Source organism: Cellulomonas chitinilytica, assembly GCF_016862675.1.
GTDB lineage: Bacteria > Actinomycetota > Actinomycetes > Actinomycetales > Cellulomonadaceae > Cellulomonas > Cellulomonas chitinilytica.
Genome location: NZ_BONK01000007.1, coordinates 47,071 through 63,074 on the forward strand (window position 1 = coordinate 47,071; position 16,004 = coordinate 63,074).

Annotated in this window: 13 protein-coding genes; 10 read left to right on the plus strand and 3 right to left on the minus strand. The window is 72.9% G+C overall.

Going from position 1 to position 16,004, the window contains the following annotated elements:
• The first annotated feature begins 310 nt into the window (after positions 1–310).
• Positions 311–2,107, plus strand: coding sequence for an eCIS core domain-containing protein (locus Cch01nite_RS11155; protein WP_203753513.1), 1,797 nt, complete (start codon positions 311–313; stop codon positions 2,105–2,107).
• A 68-nt stretch (positions 2,108–2,175) separates the two neighbouring features.
• Entirely contained in the window at positions 2,176–3,069 is an 894-nt protein-coding gene (locus Cch01nite_RS11160) for a prolipoprotein diacylglyceryl transferase family protein (RefSeq protein WP_203753516.1), read from the plus strand.
• A gap of 46 nt (positions 3,070–3,115) precedes the next feature.
• On the opposite strand, the gene recQ is transcribed toward Cch01nite_RS11160, so the two are convergent.
• Entirely contained in the window at positions 3,116–5,308 is a 2,193-nt protein-coding gene (gene recQ / locus Cch01nite_RS11165; protein ID WP_373309924.1) for a DNA helicase RecQ, read from the minus strand.
• 275 nt (positions 5,309–5,583) lie between these two features.
• Between recQ and Cch01nite_RS11170 the strand changes: the two genes are divergently transcribed.
• From Cch01nite_RS11170 to Cch01nite_RS11180, 3 genes are all read left to right on the plus strand, one after another.
• Positions 5,584–6,360 carry an SDR family NAD(P)-dependent oxidoreductase gene (locus tag Cch01nite_RS11170; protein WP_203753519.1) on the plus strand — a complete coding sequence of 259 codons (777 nt, stop codon included), beginning with the start codon at positions 5,584–5,586 and terminating at the stop codon, positions 6,358–6,360.
• A gap of 114 nt (positions 6,361–6,474) precedes the next feature.
• Positions 6,475–7,050: an orotate phosphoribosyltransferase gene (pyrE, locus tag Cch01nite_RS11175; protein WP_203753522.1), complete on the plus strand. Its 576-nt coding sequence runs from the start codon at positions 6,475–6,477 to the stop codon at positions 7,048–7,050.
• A gap of 16 nt (positions 7,051–7,066) precedes the next feature.
• A complete protein-coding gene (locus tag Cch01nite_RS11180) occupies positions 7,067–7,609 on the plus strand; it encodes a GNAT family N-acetyltransferase (RefSeq protein ID WP_203753524.1) in 543 nt (180 codons plus the stop codon).
• Between the two features lie 14 nt (positions 7,610–7,623).
• Here Cch01nite_RS11180 and Cch01nite_RS11185 read toward each other — a convergent pair whose 3' ends face one another.
• Positions 7,624–8,397, minus strand: a complete 774-nt coding sequence (locus Cch01nite_RS11185; protein WP_203753527.1) for an HAD-IIA family hydrolase — start codon at positions 8,395–8,397, stop codon at positions 7,624–7,626.
• Complete coding sequence (locus tag Cch01nite_RS11190; RefSeq protein ID WP_203753530.1) at positions 8,394–9,176, minus strand: DedA family protein; 783 nt, start codon at positions 9,174–9,176, stop codon at positions 8,394–8,396. Before Cch01nite_RS11190 ends, Cch01nite_RS11185 begins: the two co-directional genes overlap by 4 nt.
• A gap of 222 nt (positions 9,177–9,398) precedes the next feature.
• Here Cch01nite_RS11190 and Cch01nite_RS11195 point away from each other — a divergent pair, with 222 nt between their 5' ends.
• From Cch01nite_RS11195 to arfA, 5 genes are all read left to right on the plus strand, one after another.
• Positions 9,399–10,448: a LacI family DNA-binding transcriptional regulator gene (locus Cch01nite_RS11195; RefSeq protein ID WP_203754359.1), complete on the plus strand. Its 1,050-nt coding sequence runs from the start codon at positions 9,399–9,401 to the stop codon at positions 10,446–10,448.
• A gap of 423 nt (positions 10,449–10,871) precedes the next feature.
• Entirely contained in the window at positions 10,872–12,239 is a 1,368-nt protein-coding gene (locus Cch01nite_RS11200) for an ABC transporter substrate-binding protein (RefSeq protein WP_203753533.1), read from the plus strand.
• A 40-nt stretch (positions 12,240–12,279) separates the two neighbouring features.
• Complete coding sequence (locus Cch01nite_RS11205) at positions 12,280–13,230, plus strand: carbohydrate ABC transporter permease (RefSeq protein ID WP_203753537.1); 951 nt, start codon at positions 12,280–12,282, stop codon at positions 13,228–13,230.
• Positions 13,227–14,147, plus strand: a complete 921-nt coding sequence (locus Cch01nite_RS11210) for a carbohydrate ABC transporter permease (protein WP_203753540.1) — start codon at positions 13,227–13,229, stop codon at positions 14,145–14,147. Before Cch01nite_RS11205 ends, Cch01nite_RS11210 begins: the two co-directional genes overlap by 4 nt.
• Before the next feature lie 102 nt (positions 14,148–14,249).
• A complete protein-coding gene (arfA, locus tag Cch01nite_RS11215) occupies positions 14,250–15,791 on the plus strand; it encodes an arabinosylfuranosidase ArfA (RefSeq protein WP_203753543.1) in 1,542 nt (513 codons plus the stop codon).
• Positions 15,792–16,004: the final 213 nt, after the last annotated feature.

Here is a 16,004-nt window from a genome sequence, read left to right on the forward strand (position 1 = left end):
AACGTCGTCATCGGGCCGTGCCGCCCCTCGGGACCGCTCGGGGACGGCCGGGACGGCCATGGTGCGATCTCGGTGACGAGCTGGGGACGGCCCGGGACGGCCGGGGACGACCCCGCGGCGACCCGGCGACGGCCCGACGACGACCGGGGACGGCCCAGCGACGGCCCTGCGACGACCGGGAACGGCCCCGGGACGGCCCGGCGGCGTCCCCAGCGCGACCTCGGTGGTTGCCCTTCCGGGCAGTTCGCGCTTCCCCCTGGGGTACACCAGCGGCCCGGCGCCGGCGCGACGCTGATCCCAGCATCGGAACATGGCCGCGGATCGGCGTCTGCGGGCGGACGAGCTCGGCGAGCCGACCCGTCCGGTGGCACGCGCACGCGACAGGCCCGACGCCGCGCGCGCCGCCCCGACGCCGGCCACGCTGGCCTCGCCCGCCACGCCCGCCGCGCCCGCTGTGCGCGGTGCGCACCACGACCCGCCCGGCCTTCTCCAGCTGCAGAGCAGCGCGGGCAATGCCGCGGTCGCCGGGATGCTCGGACGTCCCCGGCCCGGCCCCGCGACCGGCACGAGCCTCGACCCGGGCACCCGGTCCCGCCTCGAGGCGGGTCTGGGGGGCGCCGACCTGTCCGACGTCACCGTGAGCCTGGACGGCGCAGCGACCGCCCGCGAGGGCGCCGCAGCGTTCACCGTCGGCTCCCGGATCGTCGTCGACCCCGCGCACTACGCACCCGGCACGGCCGCCGGCGACGGCCTGCTCGCGCACGAGGCCGCCCATGCCGTCCAGCAGAGCGACGGCGGCGGTCCCGGTGGGTCGGTCCCTGCGCTCGAAGCGGAGGCCGACCGGGCCGCCGTGGCCGTCGCCACCGAGCAGACCCCGAGCGACGGGATGCTCGTCAGGCTGCGGTCCGCCCTGTCGCTGCGCCGCTGCTCCGGCTGCACCGACGAGGAGAAGCAGCGGCTGGACGCGTTCCGCTCGGAGCGCGACCCGGCCCGGCTCGAGTCGTTCCTCCGCTCGGCGAGCGCCGACCAGCTCCGACGACTGGACGAGGTCGCCTCGTCGTCGGACGACCTCCACCGCGACGCCATCGCGTGGGAACGCGCCGTGCGGGCGAAGAGCTTCGGCGACATCGTGTCGCTCAACGGACGCAGCGACGCCGGCTTCCGCGCCGCGTACGCCGACCGCATCCTCGACCTGATCATGGCGGGGGCGACGACCCTCAAGATCGACCCGCGCCCTCCGGAGTTCGCCGACTTCGTCCGCTCGAGCCTGCACGACCTGCTGCGGCTCCCCTCGGGCTTCCGGCTCGTCACCGAGCTGATCGCCACCGGTCAGACGGTCGACCTGCGGTCCGGTGCCGGGCAGGAGACGCAGGCCGCGGACGCGCTGGCCGGCCGTGGGATCGGTGAGCCGGGGGCGCGCGTCGGCTCCGGGTCAACCGTCACGCTCAACCCGGAGCTCGCCCAGAACCAGGTCGTGCTCGGCGGACGCCCGGGCCAGGTGCAGATCATCCGGATGGACCCGTCGATCACGGTCGGTCACGAGCTCATCCACGCGCTCAACAACGCCCGCGGTCAGAACATCGCGCCCCCGTTACCCCCGGAGATGCTGCGGACGACGTTCAGCGGTGCCGGGCTGGTCCGCGACCCGGTCACCGGCGAACCGCAGAGCCCGGAGGAGCTCCGGACAGCGACGGGTCAGACGAGCTTCGCGACGGTGCGCACCGGCGGCGCCACCGGTCCGCAGCAGGACTTCGGGCCCGGTGCGGGCATCTCCGAGAACGACCTGCGCAGCGACGCCGGCCTCCCCGCGAGGGCGTCGCACTTCGGTGCCACCGACACGACCACCATCGACCTCGGCAGCACACGCACCCTGGACGCGCTGGTCGCCCGCTACCGGTTGCCGTCCGGCGCGGCGGTGCCGACGGCGGGCGTCGCGGCGATCCGCGCGTTCCTCGAGGCCGACGGATGGGGCAGGATCGCCGCCCTGGCCGACGCCGGCATGACGCGGGCCGCGGTGCCGAGCGCCGAGCACGTGGTCATGCACATCCGGTTCGTCGTGGGCAACACGACCCTCGCTGACCGGCTCGCCGGTCTCACGGTGCGATGACCGCGACCGCGGCTGCGCGCCGCCGGGCAGATCAGTCGGCCGGTCGGTCGGCAGGTCGGTCGTGGACCGTGCCCGGCCCGGACATCCACGTCGGCCGCACCACGGTGCCCGCCTACCGGGTCCTCGCGCTCGGCGGCCTGGTGCTCGGGGTCGCCACCGCGCTCACCTGTGCCGGACGGTCGGGGACGCCGCCGGCGGCAGTCCTCGTCATGGCGCTCGCAGGAGCTCTCGGGTCCGTCGCCGTCATGGTGGTCCGGGCGGCCCGAGGCTCGGCGGACTGGGTGTGGCACGAGCACGAGGCTGTCGTCCTCGTCGCTGCGCTGGTCGTCGGGATCGGGTTCGGCGGACCGCTCGGGCTCCTGGATGCCGCGCAGACGGGGCTGCTGGTCGTGCTGGGCGTCGGCCGGGTCGGGTGCCTGGTCGCCGGGTGCTGCTACGGCCGGCCGGTCGCCGGGTCGCGGCCGGGGGTGTGCTACGGACCTGGTCATGCGCGCGCCGGGTTCCCCGCGGCGCTGGTCGGGACGCGACTCGCTCCCGTGCAGGCCGCGGAGGCAGCGGGGGCTCTGGTGCTCGCGACCCTGGCTCTCGCGAGCCTGGCTCTCGCGACGCTGCCTGTCGGGACGCTGCCCGTCGCGATCCTGCCTGTCGCGACCCTGCCTCTCGCGACGGGGACGGCGCCGGGCCACGGCCTCCCGGCGGGTGCTGTGCTGGTGGCCGCGCTCGGCTCGCGCGCATGCCTCCGGCTGGTCGTCGAGACGTGGCGCGGCGACCACCCGACGCCCGCGCTCTGGCTCAGCGTGCCGCAGTGGTGGTGCGTCGGGACCGCGATCCTGGTGCTGCTGCTGTCGAGCGCTGGCGCGCTGCCGGTCGGTGCGTGGACGGTCGCACCGGCCGCCGTCGTGGTCCTGGCACCGCTCGCCGCGGTCGCCAGCCACAGGACGCGGGCCGAGGCGAGCGGCTGATCAGGGACGTCACGCCGGCGACCCCGCGACACCGGAAGCGGGTACCTCAGGCCGGCGCCTCCGTGCCCTCCAGTGCGGCGAGCAGGCCCGCCCCGTACCGGTCGAGCTTGGCCGCGCCGACCCCGCTGATCGTCCCGAGCTCCTCCAGCGACGCCGGGCGCCGCTCGACGACGGCCCGCAGGGTCGCGTCGTGGAACACGACGTACGCGGGCACGCCCTGCTCGCGTGCCGCCCCGGCCCGCCACGCGCGCAGCCGCTCGAACAGCTCCGCGTCGGGACCGTCGAGGTCCGCCGCCGCCGGCCGCCGCCCGCCGCGCTCCTCCCGTGCGCCCCGGGAGCGAGGTGCCTTCTCGACCTCGCGCCGCAGCCGCACCTCGCGCTCGCCGCGCAGCACCTCGGCGCTCGCGGGCGCGAGCCGCAGCGTGCCGTACCCGTCGGTGTCGACGCCGAGGAGCTCGGCCGCGAGCAGCTGCCGCACGACGCCCCGCCACTCGCCGTCGGACAGGTCGGCGCCGACGCCGAACGTCGACAGCGACGCGTGGCCGAGCTGCTGCACGCGCGGGGTCGACTTGCCGCGCAGGATGTCGACGAGGTGCCCGACGCCGTACCGCTGACCCCGCTGCTCGAGGCGCACGACCGTGGACAGGAGCTTCTGCGCCGGGACGGTCCCGTCCCACGACTCGGGCGGGCTCAGGCACGTGTCGCAGTTGCCGCACGCCTCGGCGCCGCTCTGGCCGAAGTAGTTCAGGAGCTGGACGCGACGGCACGACACCGTCTCGCACAGGGCGAGCATCGCGTCGAGGTGCTGCGTGAGCCGGCGGCGGTGTGCGGCGTCCCCGTCGGACGTGTCGATCATGCGTCGCTGCTGGACCACGTCGGCCAGCCCGTACGCGAGCCACGCGGTCGACGGCAGCCCGTCACGCCCGGCACGACCTGTCTCCTGGTAGTAGCCCTCGACCGACTTGGGCAGGTCGAGGTGTGCCACGAACCGCACGTCGGGCTTGTCGATGCCCATGCCGAACGCGATGGTCGCGACCATCACGACGCCGTCCTCCCGGAGGAACCGCGCCTGGTTGCGTGCCCGGACCTGCCGGTCGAGGCCGGCGTGGTACGGCAGCGCCGGGATGCCCTGGTCGACGAGGTACGCGGCGGTCTGCTCGACGGACGCACGGGACAGGCAGTACACGATCCCGGCGTCGCCGGGGTGCTCGGTGCGCAGCAGGTGCAGGAGCTGCGCCCGCGGGTTGTCCTTGGGGGCGATCCGGTACTGGATGTTCGGCCGGTCGAAGCTCGCGACGAAGTGCCGGGCCTCCCGCAGCTGCAGACGTTCGGCGATCTCGGCGTGCGTGGCCTCCGTCGCCGTGGCGGTCAGCGCGACGCGGGGGACCTCGGGCCACCGCTCGTGCAGCATCGACAGCTGCAGGTAGTCGGGGCGGAAGTCGTGCCCCCACTGGGACACGCAGTGCGCCTCGTCGATCGCGAACAGCGCGACCCGCCCCTGGTCCAGCAGCTCGACCGTCTCGCGGACGCGCAGGCGCTCGGGCGCGAGGTAGAGCAGGTCCAGCTCGCCCGACAGGTACGCCTGCTCGACGGCCCGGCGTTCGTGCGGCTGCTGCGTCGAGTTGAGGAACCCGGCGCGCACGCCGAGCGCGGACAGCGCGTCGACCTGGTCCTGCATCAGGGCGATGAGCGGGGACACGACGACACCGGTCCCCGGCCGGACGAGCGCCGGCACCTGGTAGCAGAGCGACTTCCCGCCGCCGGTGGGCATGAGGACGAGCGCGTCGCCACCCGCGACGACCGTGTCGATGATCTCCGCCTGGTCGCCGCGGAACTCGTCGTAGCCCCACACCCGGCGCAGGACCTCGAGCGCGGACGGCGCCGGGCCGTCGTCGAGGAGCGTCGCCGCAGGCTGCGCGGGCGGGACCCGCGCGGGGAGCCCGTGCCCGTCGGCGGGGCCCCGCGGCGCACGGGACGCACTGGACGCACTGGACGCACTGGACGCCCGGGACGCCCGGGACGCACCGACCGTGCCGGCCGGCGAGCTGTCCCGGGCCCCACGGGCCGGGCCTCTCCCCGAGGTGGGTGCCGCCGACGACCACGGGTCGAGGAGGTCCGGCGGCACGTCGTCGTAGGCGGGGTCGTACGGCGGCTCGTCGAGCGGCGGCTCGTCGTACGCCGCGAACGGGAGGTCGTCGACGGCGGCGTACGCGGGCTCGTCGGACGGTCGGGAGGGCACGCGCCAACCCTACGAGTGCACGCCGACACCTCGGGCACCGGATCCGCCACTCGTCGGGTTCCGCGCGACCGGCCCGGCTGTGGGCGGGTCGACGCACGACGCACGCCGCCCGGGCCGTCACCAGGTCGACGGACGACGCGCGCGGCCCGACCGACGAGGTCTGCGAGGCCCTGAGGTGGGAGGAACCGGACCCGGACGACGCTGTGCCACCACGCACCGGACCTCACGCCCGTGATGTCGTGCGACGGGTCGTTCGTGGTCCGTAGGGTGACGGCATGGGAACCGCACTCGTCACCGGCGCCAGCGCCGGCCTCGGACTGGAGTTCGCCTGGCAGCTCGCCACGGCCCGTCACGACGTCGTCCTCGTGGCCCGCGACGAGGAACGCCTCACCCGCCTCGCCGAGCAGCTCCGCGCCGCCGCGGGCGTCCGTGCCGAGGTGCTCGTGGCCGACCTCTCGGACCGCGCCGGCATGGAGCGCGTCGCGGACCGCCTGCGCAGCGACGAGAACCCCGTCGGCCTGCTCGTGAACAACGCCGGGCTCGGTCTCAACCAGCGGTTCGTCGAGGGCGATCTCGCCCGCGAGGAGGACGCGCTCGAGGTCATGGTCCGCGCGGTGCTCGTCCTGTCGCACGCCGCAGCGGGCGCGATGGTCGAGCGGGGCAGGGGAGCGGTCCTCAACGTCGCGTCCGTCGCCGCGCTGCTCGCGTCCGGCACGTACTCCGCCCACAAGGCCTGGGTCCGCTCGTTCACCGAGGGGCTCGCCGTGGAGCTGCGCGGCACGGGCGTCACCGCGACGGCGCTCTGCCCCGGGTTCGTGCACACCGAGTTCCACGAGCGCGGGCGCATCGACGTCAGCGCGTACCCCGAGATCGCGTGGCTCAACGCGGAGGACGTGGTCGCGACGGCGCTCGCCGACGTCCGTCGAGGGGCCGTGATCTCGACACCGAGCCTGCGCTACCAGCTCGCGTCGGGCGTCGTCCGGCTCGCGCCCCGGTCCGCCGTGCGCGCGTTCGGGCGGTACCGCAAGGCACTGGAGGGCGGCGCGCAGTAGCCCGCGCGACGTCGCCCGGCCGGCGGAGGTCGTCCGGCGGAGGTCGGCCGGCCGGAGCTCGCCAGGGCCGTCGGCGCGCCCGGGCACGGCACTGCGCCCGGTAACCTGTCGGCCGTGACCCAGGACCTCTCCCCGACGCCCCGCGAGCAGCTCCTCGCACTCATCCAGGACCTCGCAGTCGTGCACGGCAAGGTCACGCTCTCGTCCGGCCTCGAGGCCGACTACTACGTCGACCTGCGCCGCGCGACGCTCCACCACCGGGCGGCCCCGCTCATCGGCCACCTGCTGCTCGACCGGCTCGAGGAGGTCGGGCTCGGCACCGCCGAGATCGACGCGGTCGGCGGCCTGACGCTCGGCGCCGACCCCGTCGCGACGTCGCTCCTGCACGCCGCGGCGTCCCGCGGGCAGGACCTCGACGCGTTCGTCGTCCGCAAGGAGGCGAAGGCGCACGGCATGCAGCGCCGCATCGAGGGGCCGGACATCGCAGGTCGGCGCGTCGTCGTCGTCGAGGACACGTCGACGACGGGCGGGTCGCCGATCGCGGCCGTCGAGGCGGCCCGTGAGGCCGGCGCCGAGGTCGTCGGGGTCGCCGTGATCGTCGACCGTGCGACGGGCGCCCAGGAGAAGATCGAGGCGCTCGGCGTCCCGTACCACTACCTGTTCAGCCTGACGGACCTGGGTCTCGCCTGACGGCACGGGCACCGGCATGACGAGTCCCCACCTGCGCCGGTGGACCACGGCGGACGCGGCCGCGCTGCACGCCGCCGTCCTGGAGAGCCCCGACCTGGCCCGCCAGCTCGGCGGCGCCGACCTGGTCGACGTCCGCGCGTGCGCCGAGCTGATCGACGACGAGCTCGCACCGTCGTCGCCGTCGGAGCACCACTTCGCGGTCGTCGTCGACGGCACCGTGGTCGGCAACGTCGGCGTGGGCAGCGTCGAGCACGTCCACGAGACGGCGTGGACCTTCTACTGGCTGACCGCCAGCGCCCGCGGTCGAGGGCTCGCGACGCGCGGTCTGGCGACGGTCGCGCGCTGGGCGCTCGACGAGCTCGGCCTGTTCCGTCTGGAGCTCGGGCACCGTCTGAACAACCCGGCGTCCTGCGCCGTCGCGACCCGCGCCGGCTTCGCGGCCGAAGGCGTCGAGCGGGCGAAGCTGCGGTACGGCGCCGAACGGTACGACGTCGAGACGCACGCGCGGCTCATCACCGACCCGGCTCCCGGGGTGCCGCCGCTGCGGCTCGCCGCCTGACGACGAGGTCCCGGCTACACCCGGTCGACGAGGTCCTGGATCGAGTCGACGATCTCGTTCGGCCGGAACGGGAACCGGGCCACGTCCGACTCCTTCGTCGACCCCGAGAGCACGAGGAACGTCCGCAGGCCGGCCTCGATGCCCGCGACGACGTCGGTGTCCATCCGGTCACCGACCATCACGGTGGTCTCGGAGTGGGCGTCGATCCGGTTGAGCGCCGACCGGATCATCATCGGGTTCGGCTTCCCGACGAAGTACGGCTGACGACGGGTCGCGGCCTGGATCATCGCCGCGACGGCCCCGGTGGCCGGCAGGTCGCCCTCGGCGCTCGGGCCGGTGACGTCCGGGTTCGTGGCGATGAACCGCGCGCCACCCTGGATGAGGCGGATGGCCTGCGTGATCGCCTCGAACGAGTACGTGCGGGTCTCACCGAGGACGACGAAGTCGGGCTCGGCGGCCGTCAGGGTGTATCCGGCCTCGTACAGCGCCGTCGTGAGGCCCGCCTCGCCGATGACGTACGCGGACCCGCCGGGCATCTGGTCGGTGAGGAACTGGGCGGTCGCGAGCGCCGACGTCCAGATGGCCCCCTCGGGCACGTCGATCCCGGACATCGACAGCCGTGCCCGCAGGTCGCGCGGGGTGAAGATCGAGTTGTTCGTGAGGATCAGGAACGGCCGCCCCGCGTCGCGCAGCGCGCGGACGAAGTCGGCGGCGCCGGGCAGCGCGGTGCCCTCGTGCACGAGGACACCGTCCATGTCGGACAGCCAGGAGCGGATCTCCCGCGTCATGCCCCGAAGGCCTTGCGCTCGACGGCCTCGCGCTCGGCCGGGTCGTCGTAGCGCTCGTCGCGATCGGTGACGGGCAGACCCGCGGCCGCGGCGGCCTTGTCCTTGCGGCGCTTGCGCCACAGCTCGACGAGGATGGGCGTGACCGAGAACAGCACCACGAGGACCAGCAGGGCCTCGATGTTGTCCTTGATGAACGTGATGTTCCCGAGCCCGTAGCCGAGCCAGGTCACGCCACCGGCCCACAGCACCACGCCGATGGCGTTCCACTTCACGAAGTGGCGGTACGGCATCCGTCCCACGCCCGCCGCGACGGACGCGTACGTGCGCACGAACGGGATGAACTGCGCGACGATCAGCGTCCGGCCGCCGTACTTGTCGAAGTACGCGTACGTCTGGTCGATGTACTTCTGCTTGAAGAAGCGCGAGTCGGGCTTGTTGAACACCTTCGGGCCGAGGCCCCGGCCGATCCAGTAGCCGCACTGCGTCCCGGCGAACGCCGTCAGGATGAGGAGCAGCGACAGCGGCCAGATCCCGATCGGGATGTCCAGCGAGTCCTGCGCGACGAGCGCGCCGGCGGTGAACAGCATCGAGTCGCCCGGCAGGATCGGGAACAGCAGGCCGACCTCGACGAAGATGACCGCGAGGATGCCGATGAGCGCGGCCGTCCCGAACGAGTCGATGAGGTGCTGGGCGTCGAGGAAGTCCGGGAGGAGCGTGTGCACGGGTGCGCCCGCGTGGACGGCGGGCAGGGCGGCCGCGAGGGCCGTCGTCGTGAGCATGCGCACCAGCCTACGGTGCGACCTGTGGGCGACACGTGCGAGCGTGTGACCAGGGTGTGCGTGGGCTGTGGGCTCCGGGCGGTCGACCGGCGCATGGACAATGGGCTCGCCCGGTGACGGCACCGGCCTGTCGGTGACGCGCCGGCCGGAACGTCGGCCGGAACGTCGGCCGGTGCTCGGTCGTTGCCCGGTGAGTTCGAGCTGCTCGTGGTGGGAGGTGCGGTGCGGTCCACCGTGAAGGACGTGGCGGCGCGTGCCGGGGTGTCCCCGAAGACGGTCTCGAACGTCATCAACGGCACGGTCTTCGTGCGCCCGGAGACGCGCGCGCGCGTCGAGGAGGCGCTGGCCGAGCTGGACTACGTGCCGAACCTCGGTGCGCGTGGGCTGCGCAACGGCCGGTACGGGCTCATCGCGCTCGCCCTGCCGGACCTGTCGACCGCGTACTCGGCGGAGCTCGCGCACCACTTCGTCGAGGAGGGGCACGCCCGCGGCTGGGGCGTGCAGATCGAGGAGACGGCCGCGGAGCCACGTCGCGAGCGTGACCTGCTGTCCCGGGCGAGGTCCCAGCTCGTCGACGGGCTCGTGCTCAACCCCGTGTCGCTCGAGGACTCGGCGATCAACGACGAGGTCGACGTCGCGCGGGTGCCCCTGCCGCCGACGGTACTCATCGGCGAGGTCGTCCAGGACCGCACCGACCAGGTCGGCGTCGACAGCGTCCTCGGCGCGCGGCACATGACCGAGCACCTGCTCGCGACGGGTCGGCGGCGCATCGCCGTGGTCGGCGCACCCGGCGCGATCGAGACGGCCGCCGCCCGCCAGCGCACCGAGGGGTACCGGCAGGCGCTCGCAGCGGCGGGCGTGCCGGTCGACCCGGCCCTCGAGATCACGGTGCCGCGCTGGACGACCGAGTCGGCCGTCGACGGCGTCCGGGCCTTCCTGGACGCGCACGACGCACCCGACGCGTTCTTCTGCTTCACCGACTCGATGGCGGTCGGGGCGGTCAGCGTGCTGTGGGAGCGGGGCCTGCGGGTGCCCGACGACCTCGCCGTGGCCGGGTTCGACGACGTGGTGGCCAGCCGGTACGCGGTGCCGCCGCTCACGACGGTCGCGTTCGACCTGCGACAGCTCGTCGTGACGACGCTGGACATGCTCGCCGAGCGGATCGCCGACCCGCAGCGGACCCCGCGGCGCATCATGGTGCCGCACCGTGTCGTGGCGCGGGAGAGCACGGCGCCCGTGGGAGCCCGGCGGCAGGGTCCGCCTGCGGGCTGACGGGCTCGGCCCCCGCTGACGGGCTCGCGGTTGTCAGGCCCGCGGTTGTCGGGCTCGCGGCTGACGGGGCTGCGGCTGTCGGGCTCGCGACTGTCGGGCCCGCGACTGACGGGGGCTGCGGCTGTCGGGCTCGCGGCTGACGGGGCTGCGGCTGTCGGGCTCGCGACTGTCGGGCCCGCGACTGACGGGCTCGCGGCTGTCGGCCCGCGGCTGTCAGCCCGGCTCGAGGCTGACGGGTCCGGCACCGTGTCCGAGCCCCTGTGCAGGGTGTCCGTTCCCTCCGGGAAATCCCCTCTTGCCCACCCGTTCCAACGATGTAATGATCGACGCGCCGAGCACTCCGGGCTCCGTGGCCCTCCAGGAGCGCTCGGTTCCTCCAGGGGTACAACGATGTAACAGCGTGTCTCACGAAGGAGTGACGGCATGAGAACGCACCACGCACCACCCGGTCCCCAGGACCTCGTCGCCCGCGCCGCCAACATCGAGCTCAGCCGCCGGCAGATGCTCCTCGGCTCGCTCGCCGCGCTCGGCGGGGGCGCCGTGCTCGGCAGCCTCGCCGGCTGCGCACCCTCCAGCGCCTCCGCGTCCGGCGTCCCCCAGCTGAACTTCTGGCACCTGCTCAGCGGCGGCGACGGCATCAACATGGCCAACCTCGTCACCAAGGTGAACGCCGAGCACAACGGCTACGACGCGACCCAGACGGTGCTCGCCTGGGGTGCGCCGTACTACACGAAGCTCGCGATGGCGAGCGTCGGCGGACGGGCGCCGGACGTCGCGATCATGCACGCGTCACGCGTCGCGGGATACGCCCCGGGCGGCCTGCTCGACCCGTGGGACCTCGACATGCTCGCTGACGTCGACGTGGCGCAGGCCGACTTCCTCGACCGCGTCTGGGCGAAGGGCGGGCTGGACGGGAAGCAGTACTCCATCGCCCTCGACTCGCACCCGTTCATCATGATGTACAACACCGACATCGCCGCGAAGGCGGGCGCGCTCGGGGCCGACGGCCAGCTCGCGCCGATCACCAGCCCCGACCAGTTCCTCGAGGTCGCCCGCGCCATGCAGGCGGTCACCGGCAAGCACGGCCTCTCGTACGGGTACCTCGGCGACGGCGCCCAGATGTGGCGGCTGTTCTACACGCTCTACAAGCAGCACGACGCCGAGTTCGACCTCTCGGGCGCCACCGCCGCGGTCGACGACGACGCCGCGGTCGAGTCGCTCGAGTTCATCCAGCAGCTGCTCGACGGCACGATCTGCACCCCGAACGGCGACTACGGCACCGCGGTGTCGGAGTTCATGTCGGGGGAGAGCGGCATGTTCTTCACGGGCGTCTGGGAGCTCCCCACCGCCAAGAACGCAGGCATCCCGTTCGACGCCCAGCCGATCCCCACGCTGTTCGGCACCGCGGCCGCCTACGCCGACTCGCACGCGTTCACGCTCCCGCACCAGTCGCACCCGGACCCCGTCAAGCGCAAGGCGACGTACCAGTTCGTCAGCGACCTCCTGCACCAGTCCCTCGACTGGGCCGAGGCCGGGCACATCCCGGCGTTCCAGCCGGTCATCCAGAGCCCCGAGTACCAGGCGCTCCTCCCGCAGGCGCACTACGCACCGGCCGCCGAGATCCTCAACTACGACCCGGAGGCCTGGTTCACGGGTTCGGGCAGCGACTTCCAGTCGTACTTCCTCGAGACCGTCCAGAACGTGTACCTGCAGGGCGACGACGCAGCCAAGGGCTTCGCGGCCTTCGTCCGTCGCGTGAACGTGCAGCTCGCCAAGCCCAACCCGGTCTGAACCGGCCCCTGACAGTCCGGTCGCACGAAGGAGTCCGATCGTGTCCTCTGCAGCACTCGACATCGGCGCCGGCGCACGTGCCGCCCGCGCCGCGGCGGCCGACCAGCCGCGCATCCGCACGCAACGCTCGCGCGACACCCGGATCGGCTGGTTGTTCGTCGCCCCGTTCGTCGTCGTCTTCGCGATGTTCCTCGTCTGGCCGCTCGTCCACGGTTTCTACCTGAGCTTCACCGGCGAGAGCATCACGGGCGCCGGCGGGGACTTCCTCGGGTTCGCCAACTACATCGAGGCCCTCAAGGACCCGATCATGTGGCGCTCGATGCTCAACACCGCGTGGTTCACGGTGCTGTCGACGATCCCGCTGGTGATCGTCGCGCTCGTCATGGCGCTGCTCGTGTTCCAGGGGCTGCCCGGCCAGTGGCTGTGGCGGCTGTCGTTCTTCATGCCGTTCCTCATGGCGTCCACGGTCGCCGCGCAGTTCTGGATCTGGATGTACAACCCGCAGCTCGGCCTCGTGAACTACCTGCTCGGTGCCGTCGGCATCGAGGGGCAGGCGTGGTTGCAGGACCCGACGTGGGCGATGCTCGCGGTCGTCGTCGAGACGTTGTGGTGGACCGTCGGGTTCAACTTCCTGCTCTACCTCACGGCCCTGCAGAACATCCCCGAGCAGCAGTACGAGGCGTCCGCGCTCGACGGCGCCGGCCGGTGGCGCCAGGTCCGGTCGATCACGATCCCGCAGCTCGGCCCGACCACCGTGCTCATCGTGATCCTGCAGATCCTCGCGTCGCTCAAGGTCTTCGACCAGATCTACGTCATGACCAACGGCGGTCCCGGCGGCGTCACCCGGCCCGTCGTCCAGTACATCTTCGAGTCCGGCTTCACGGGGTACCGGTTCGGGTACGCGTCGTCGATCGCCTACATCTTCTTCGCGGTGATCGTCATCGTCTCGCTCGTCCAGGTCCGGTTCACGATGCGGAGGAGCGAGTCATGACCACCACCGTCGCACCCCGGCCCCACGCCGGCTACAAGTCGGCGGCCCGGGGCCGCTTCGCCCAGGCCGCGAACCTGCGGACCGGCGAGAAGTTCCTCAGCCCCGGCCGGATCGTCGCGATCGTCGCGCTCGTGGTCATGGCCTTCGCGTGGCTGCTGCCGTTCCTGTGGGCCGTCGTCACGTCGTTCAAGTCGGAGACGTCCGCCGCCGCGACGCCCGTGTCCTGGTTCCCGAAGGACGGCTTCAACGTCGACGCCTACACGAACGTGCTCCGCGAGGGGAACATCCCGCTCTGGACGTGGAACAGCCTGCTCACGGCCACCGCCATCACGCTGCTCACGCTCGTCGTGTCGTCGCTCGCGGCCTACGCCCTCGCGCGGATCGACTTCCGGGGTCGGCGCTGGCTGTTCTGGCTGATCATCGCGTCGATCATCGTGCCGCCGCCGGTGCTCATCGTGCCGCTGTTCTACGAGATGCTCACGCTCAACCTCGTCGACACGTACTGGGCGATCATCCTTCCCCAGCTCGTCGCGCCGGCCATGGTGTTCGTGCTGATGAAGTTCTTCCAGCAGGTGCCGATCGAGCTGGAGGACGCCGCCCGCATCGACGGCGCCGGCCGGTTGCGGGTGTTCTGGTCGATCGTGCTGCCGCTGTCGCGGCCGATCCTCGCGGCCGTCGGGATCTTCGTGTTCATCGCGGCGTGGAACAACTTCCTGTGGCCGTTCATCATCACGAGCGACGCATCGCTGATGACCCTGCCCGTCGGGCTGCAGACCGTGAAGAGCGCCTACGGCCTGCAGTACGCCCAGACGATGGCGTCCGCCGTTCTCGCGGCGCTGCCCCTGATCGTGGTCTTCCTCTTCTTCCAGCGGCAGATCATCCGCGGGTTCTCGACGACCGGCTTCGGCGGTCAGTGAGCCTCCGGTCCCACGTGCTCCACCAGTTCGACCTGTTCCATCTGAGCATCTGTTCCATCTGATCCATCGGTTCCACCTCCCCGACCTGAGGAGCCTCGTCTCATGACCACCGCACACGTGACGCTCGACCGGGACTTCACCGCCGGTGAGGTACCCCGCCGGATCTTCGGCTCGTTCGTCGAGCACATGGGTCGGTGCGTCTACACCGGCATCTACGAGCCCGGCCACGCCGCCGCCGACGAGCGGGGGTTCCGCACGGACGTGCTCGACCTCGTCCGCGAGATGGGCCCGACCGTCATCCGGTACCCCGGGGGCAACTTCGTCTCCGGTTACCGGTGGGAGGACGGCGTCGGCCCCGCGTCCGAGCGGCCGCGGCGGCTCGACGGCGCCTGGCACACCGTCGAGTCGAACGCGTTCGGCCTGCACGAGTTCGTCGACTGGGCCCGGGTCGCGGACGTCGAGGTCATGGAGGCCGTCAACCTCGGGACCCGCGGGGTCGACGAGGCGCGGGCGCTCGTCGAGTACGCCAACCACCCCGGCGGCACCGAGCTGTCCGACCTGCGCCGCAAGAACGGCCACGACGACCCGTTCGGCATCAAGCTGTGGTGCCTCGGCAACGAGATGGACGGGCCCTGGCAGATGGGCGCCAAGACGGCCGACGAGTACGGACGGCTCGCCGTCGAGGCCGCGAAGGCCATGCGGCTCGTCGACCCGACCATCGAGCTCGTCGCGTGCGGTTCGTCGAGCTCGCAGATGCCGACGTTCGGGTCGTGGGAGCAGACCGTGCTGCGGCACACGTACGACCAGGTCGACTACGTGTCGCTGCACGCCTACTACCAGGAGCACGAGGGCGACCATGCGTCCTTCCTCGGCTCCGCCGTCGACATGGACCACTTCATCGAGTCCGTCGTCGCCACCGCCGACGCCGTCCGCGCCGCCGGCAAGCACACCAAGCGCATCAACCTCTCGTTCGACGAGTGGAACGTCTGGTACCAGACGGGTCGCGACACCGAGGACCAGCCGCACGTCATCGCCGAGCGCAACATCTGGCGCGAGCACCCGCGGATCATCGAGGACGAGTACAACGTCACCGACGCCGTCGTCGTCGGGACCCTGCTCAACTCGCTGCTGCGGCACGGCGACCGCGTGAAGATCGCCAACCAGGCGCAGCTCGTCAACGTCATCGCCCCCATCCGGTCCGAGGAGGGGGGCCCCGCCTGGCGGCAGTCGATCTTCTGGCCGTTCGCCCGCATGGCGGCGCTCGCCCGCGGCGAGATCCTGCGGGCCGTCGTGCGGTCCGACCGGTACGACACGAACCGGTTCGGCGACGTCGACCTCGTCGACGTCTCGGCGACCTGGTCGCAGGCCGACGGCCGGGTCGCGCTGTTCCTCGCGCACCGCGGGCTCGACGAGGACGCCACGGTGACCGTCGACCTGCGCGGCTGGACCGCCGGCCGGGTCGCCCGCGCCGAGGTCCTCGACACCCCTGCGGGCGGCGACCGGTTCTCGTCGAACACGCAGGACCGGCAGGACGCGGTCGGGCTCCGCGCTCTCGACGGCGTCGCCGTCGACGGCAGCACCCTCACGGTCCGTCTTCCGGCCCTCTCCTGGGCGGTCGTCGAGCTGGAGGTCGCCGCCTCCTGACCGGTCGGTCGACCCGCTCGTGGGCGATGGCCGGCTGGAGGCCGCTGCCCACGACCCGGTCGGCTGACCACCGGGGCGGTGGTCGAGTGGAGGCCGCCGCCCCTCCGACCGGTCCGGTCGCTCCGCAGCCGGCCGGACCGGTCGCGGCGCGGTCGGGGGAGCGCGCACGGCTGGGCACCGTGCGCCACCCCGACCGCGCCGCGTGGCGACCGT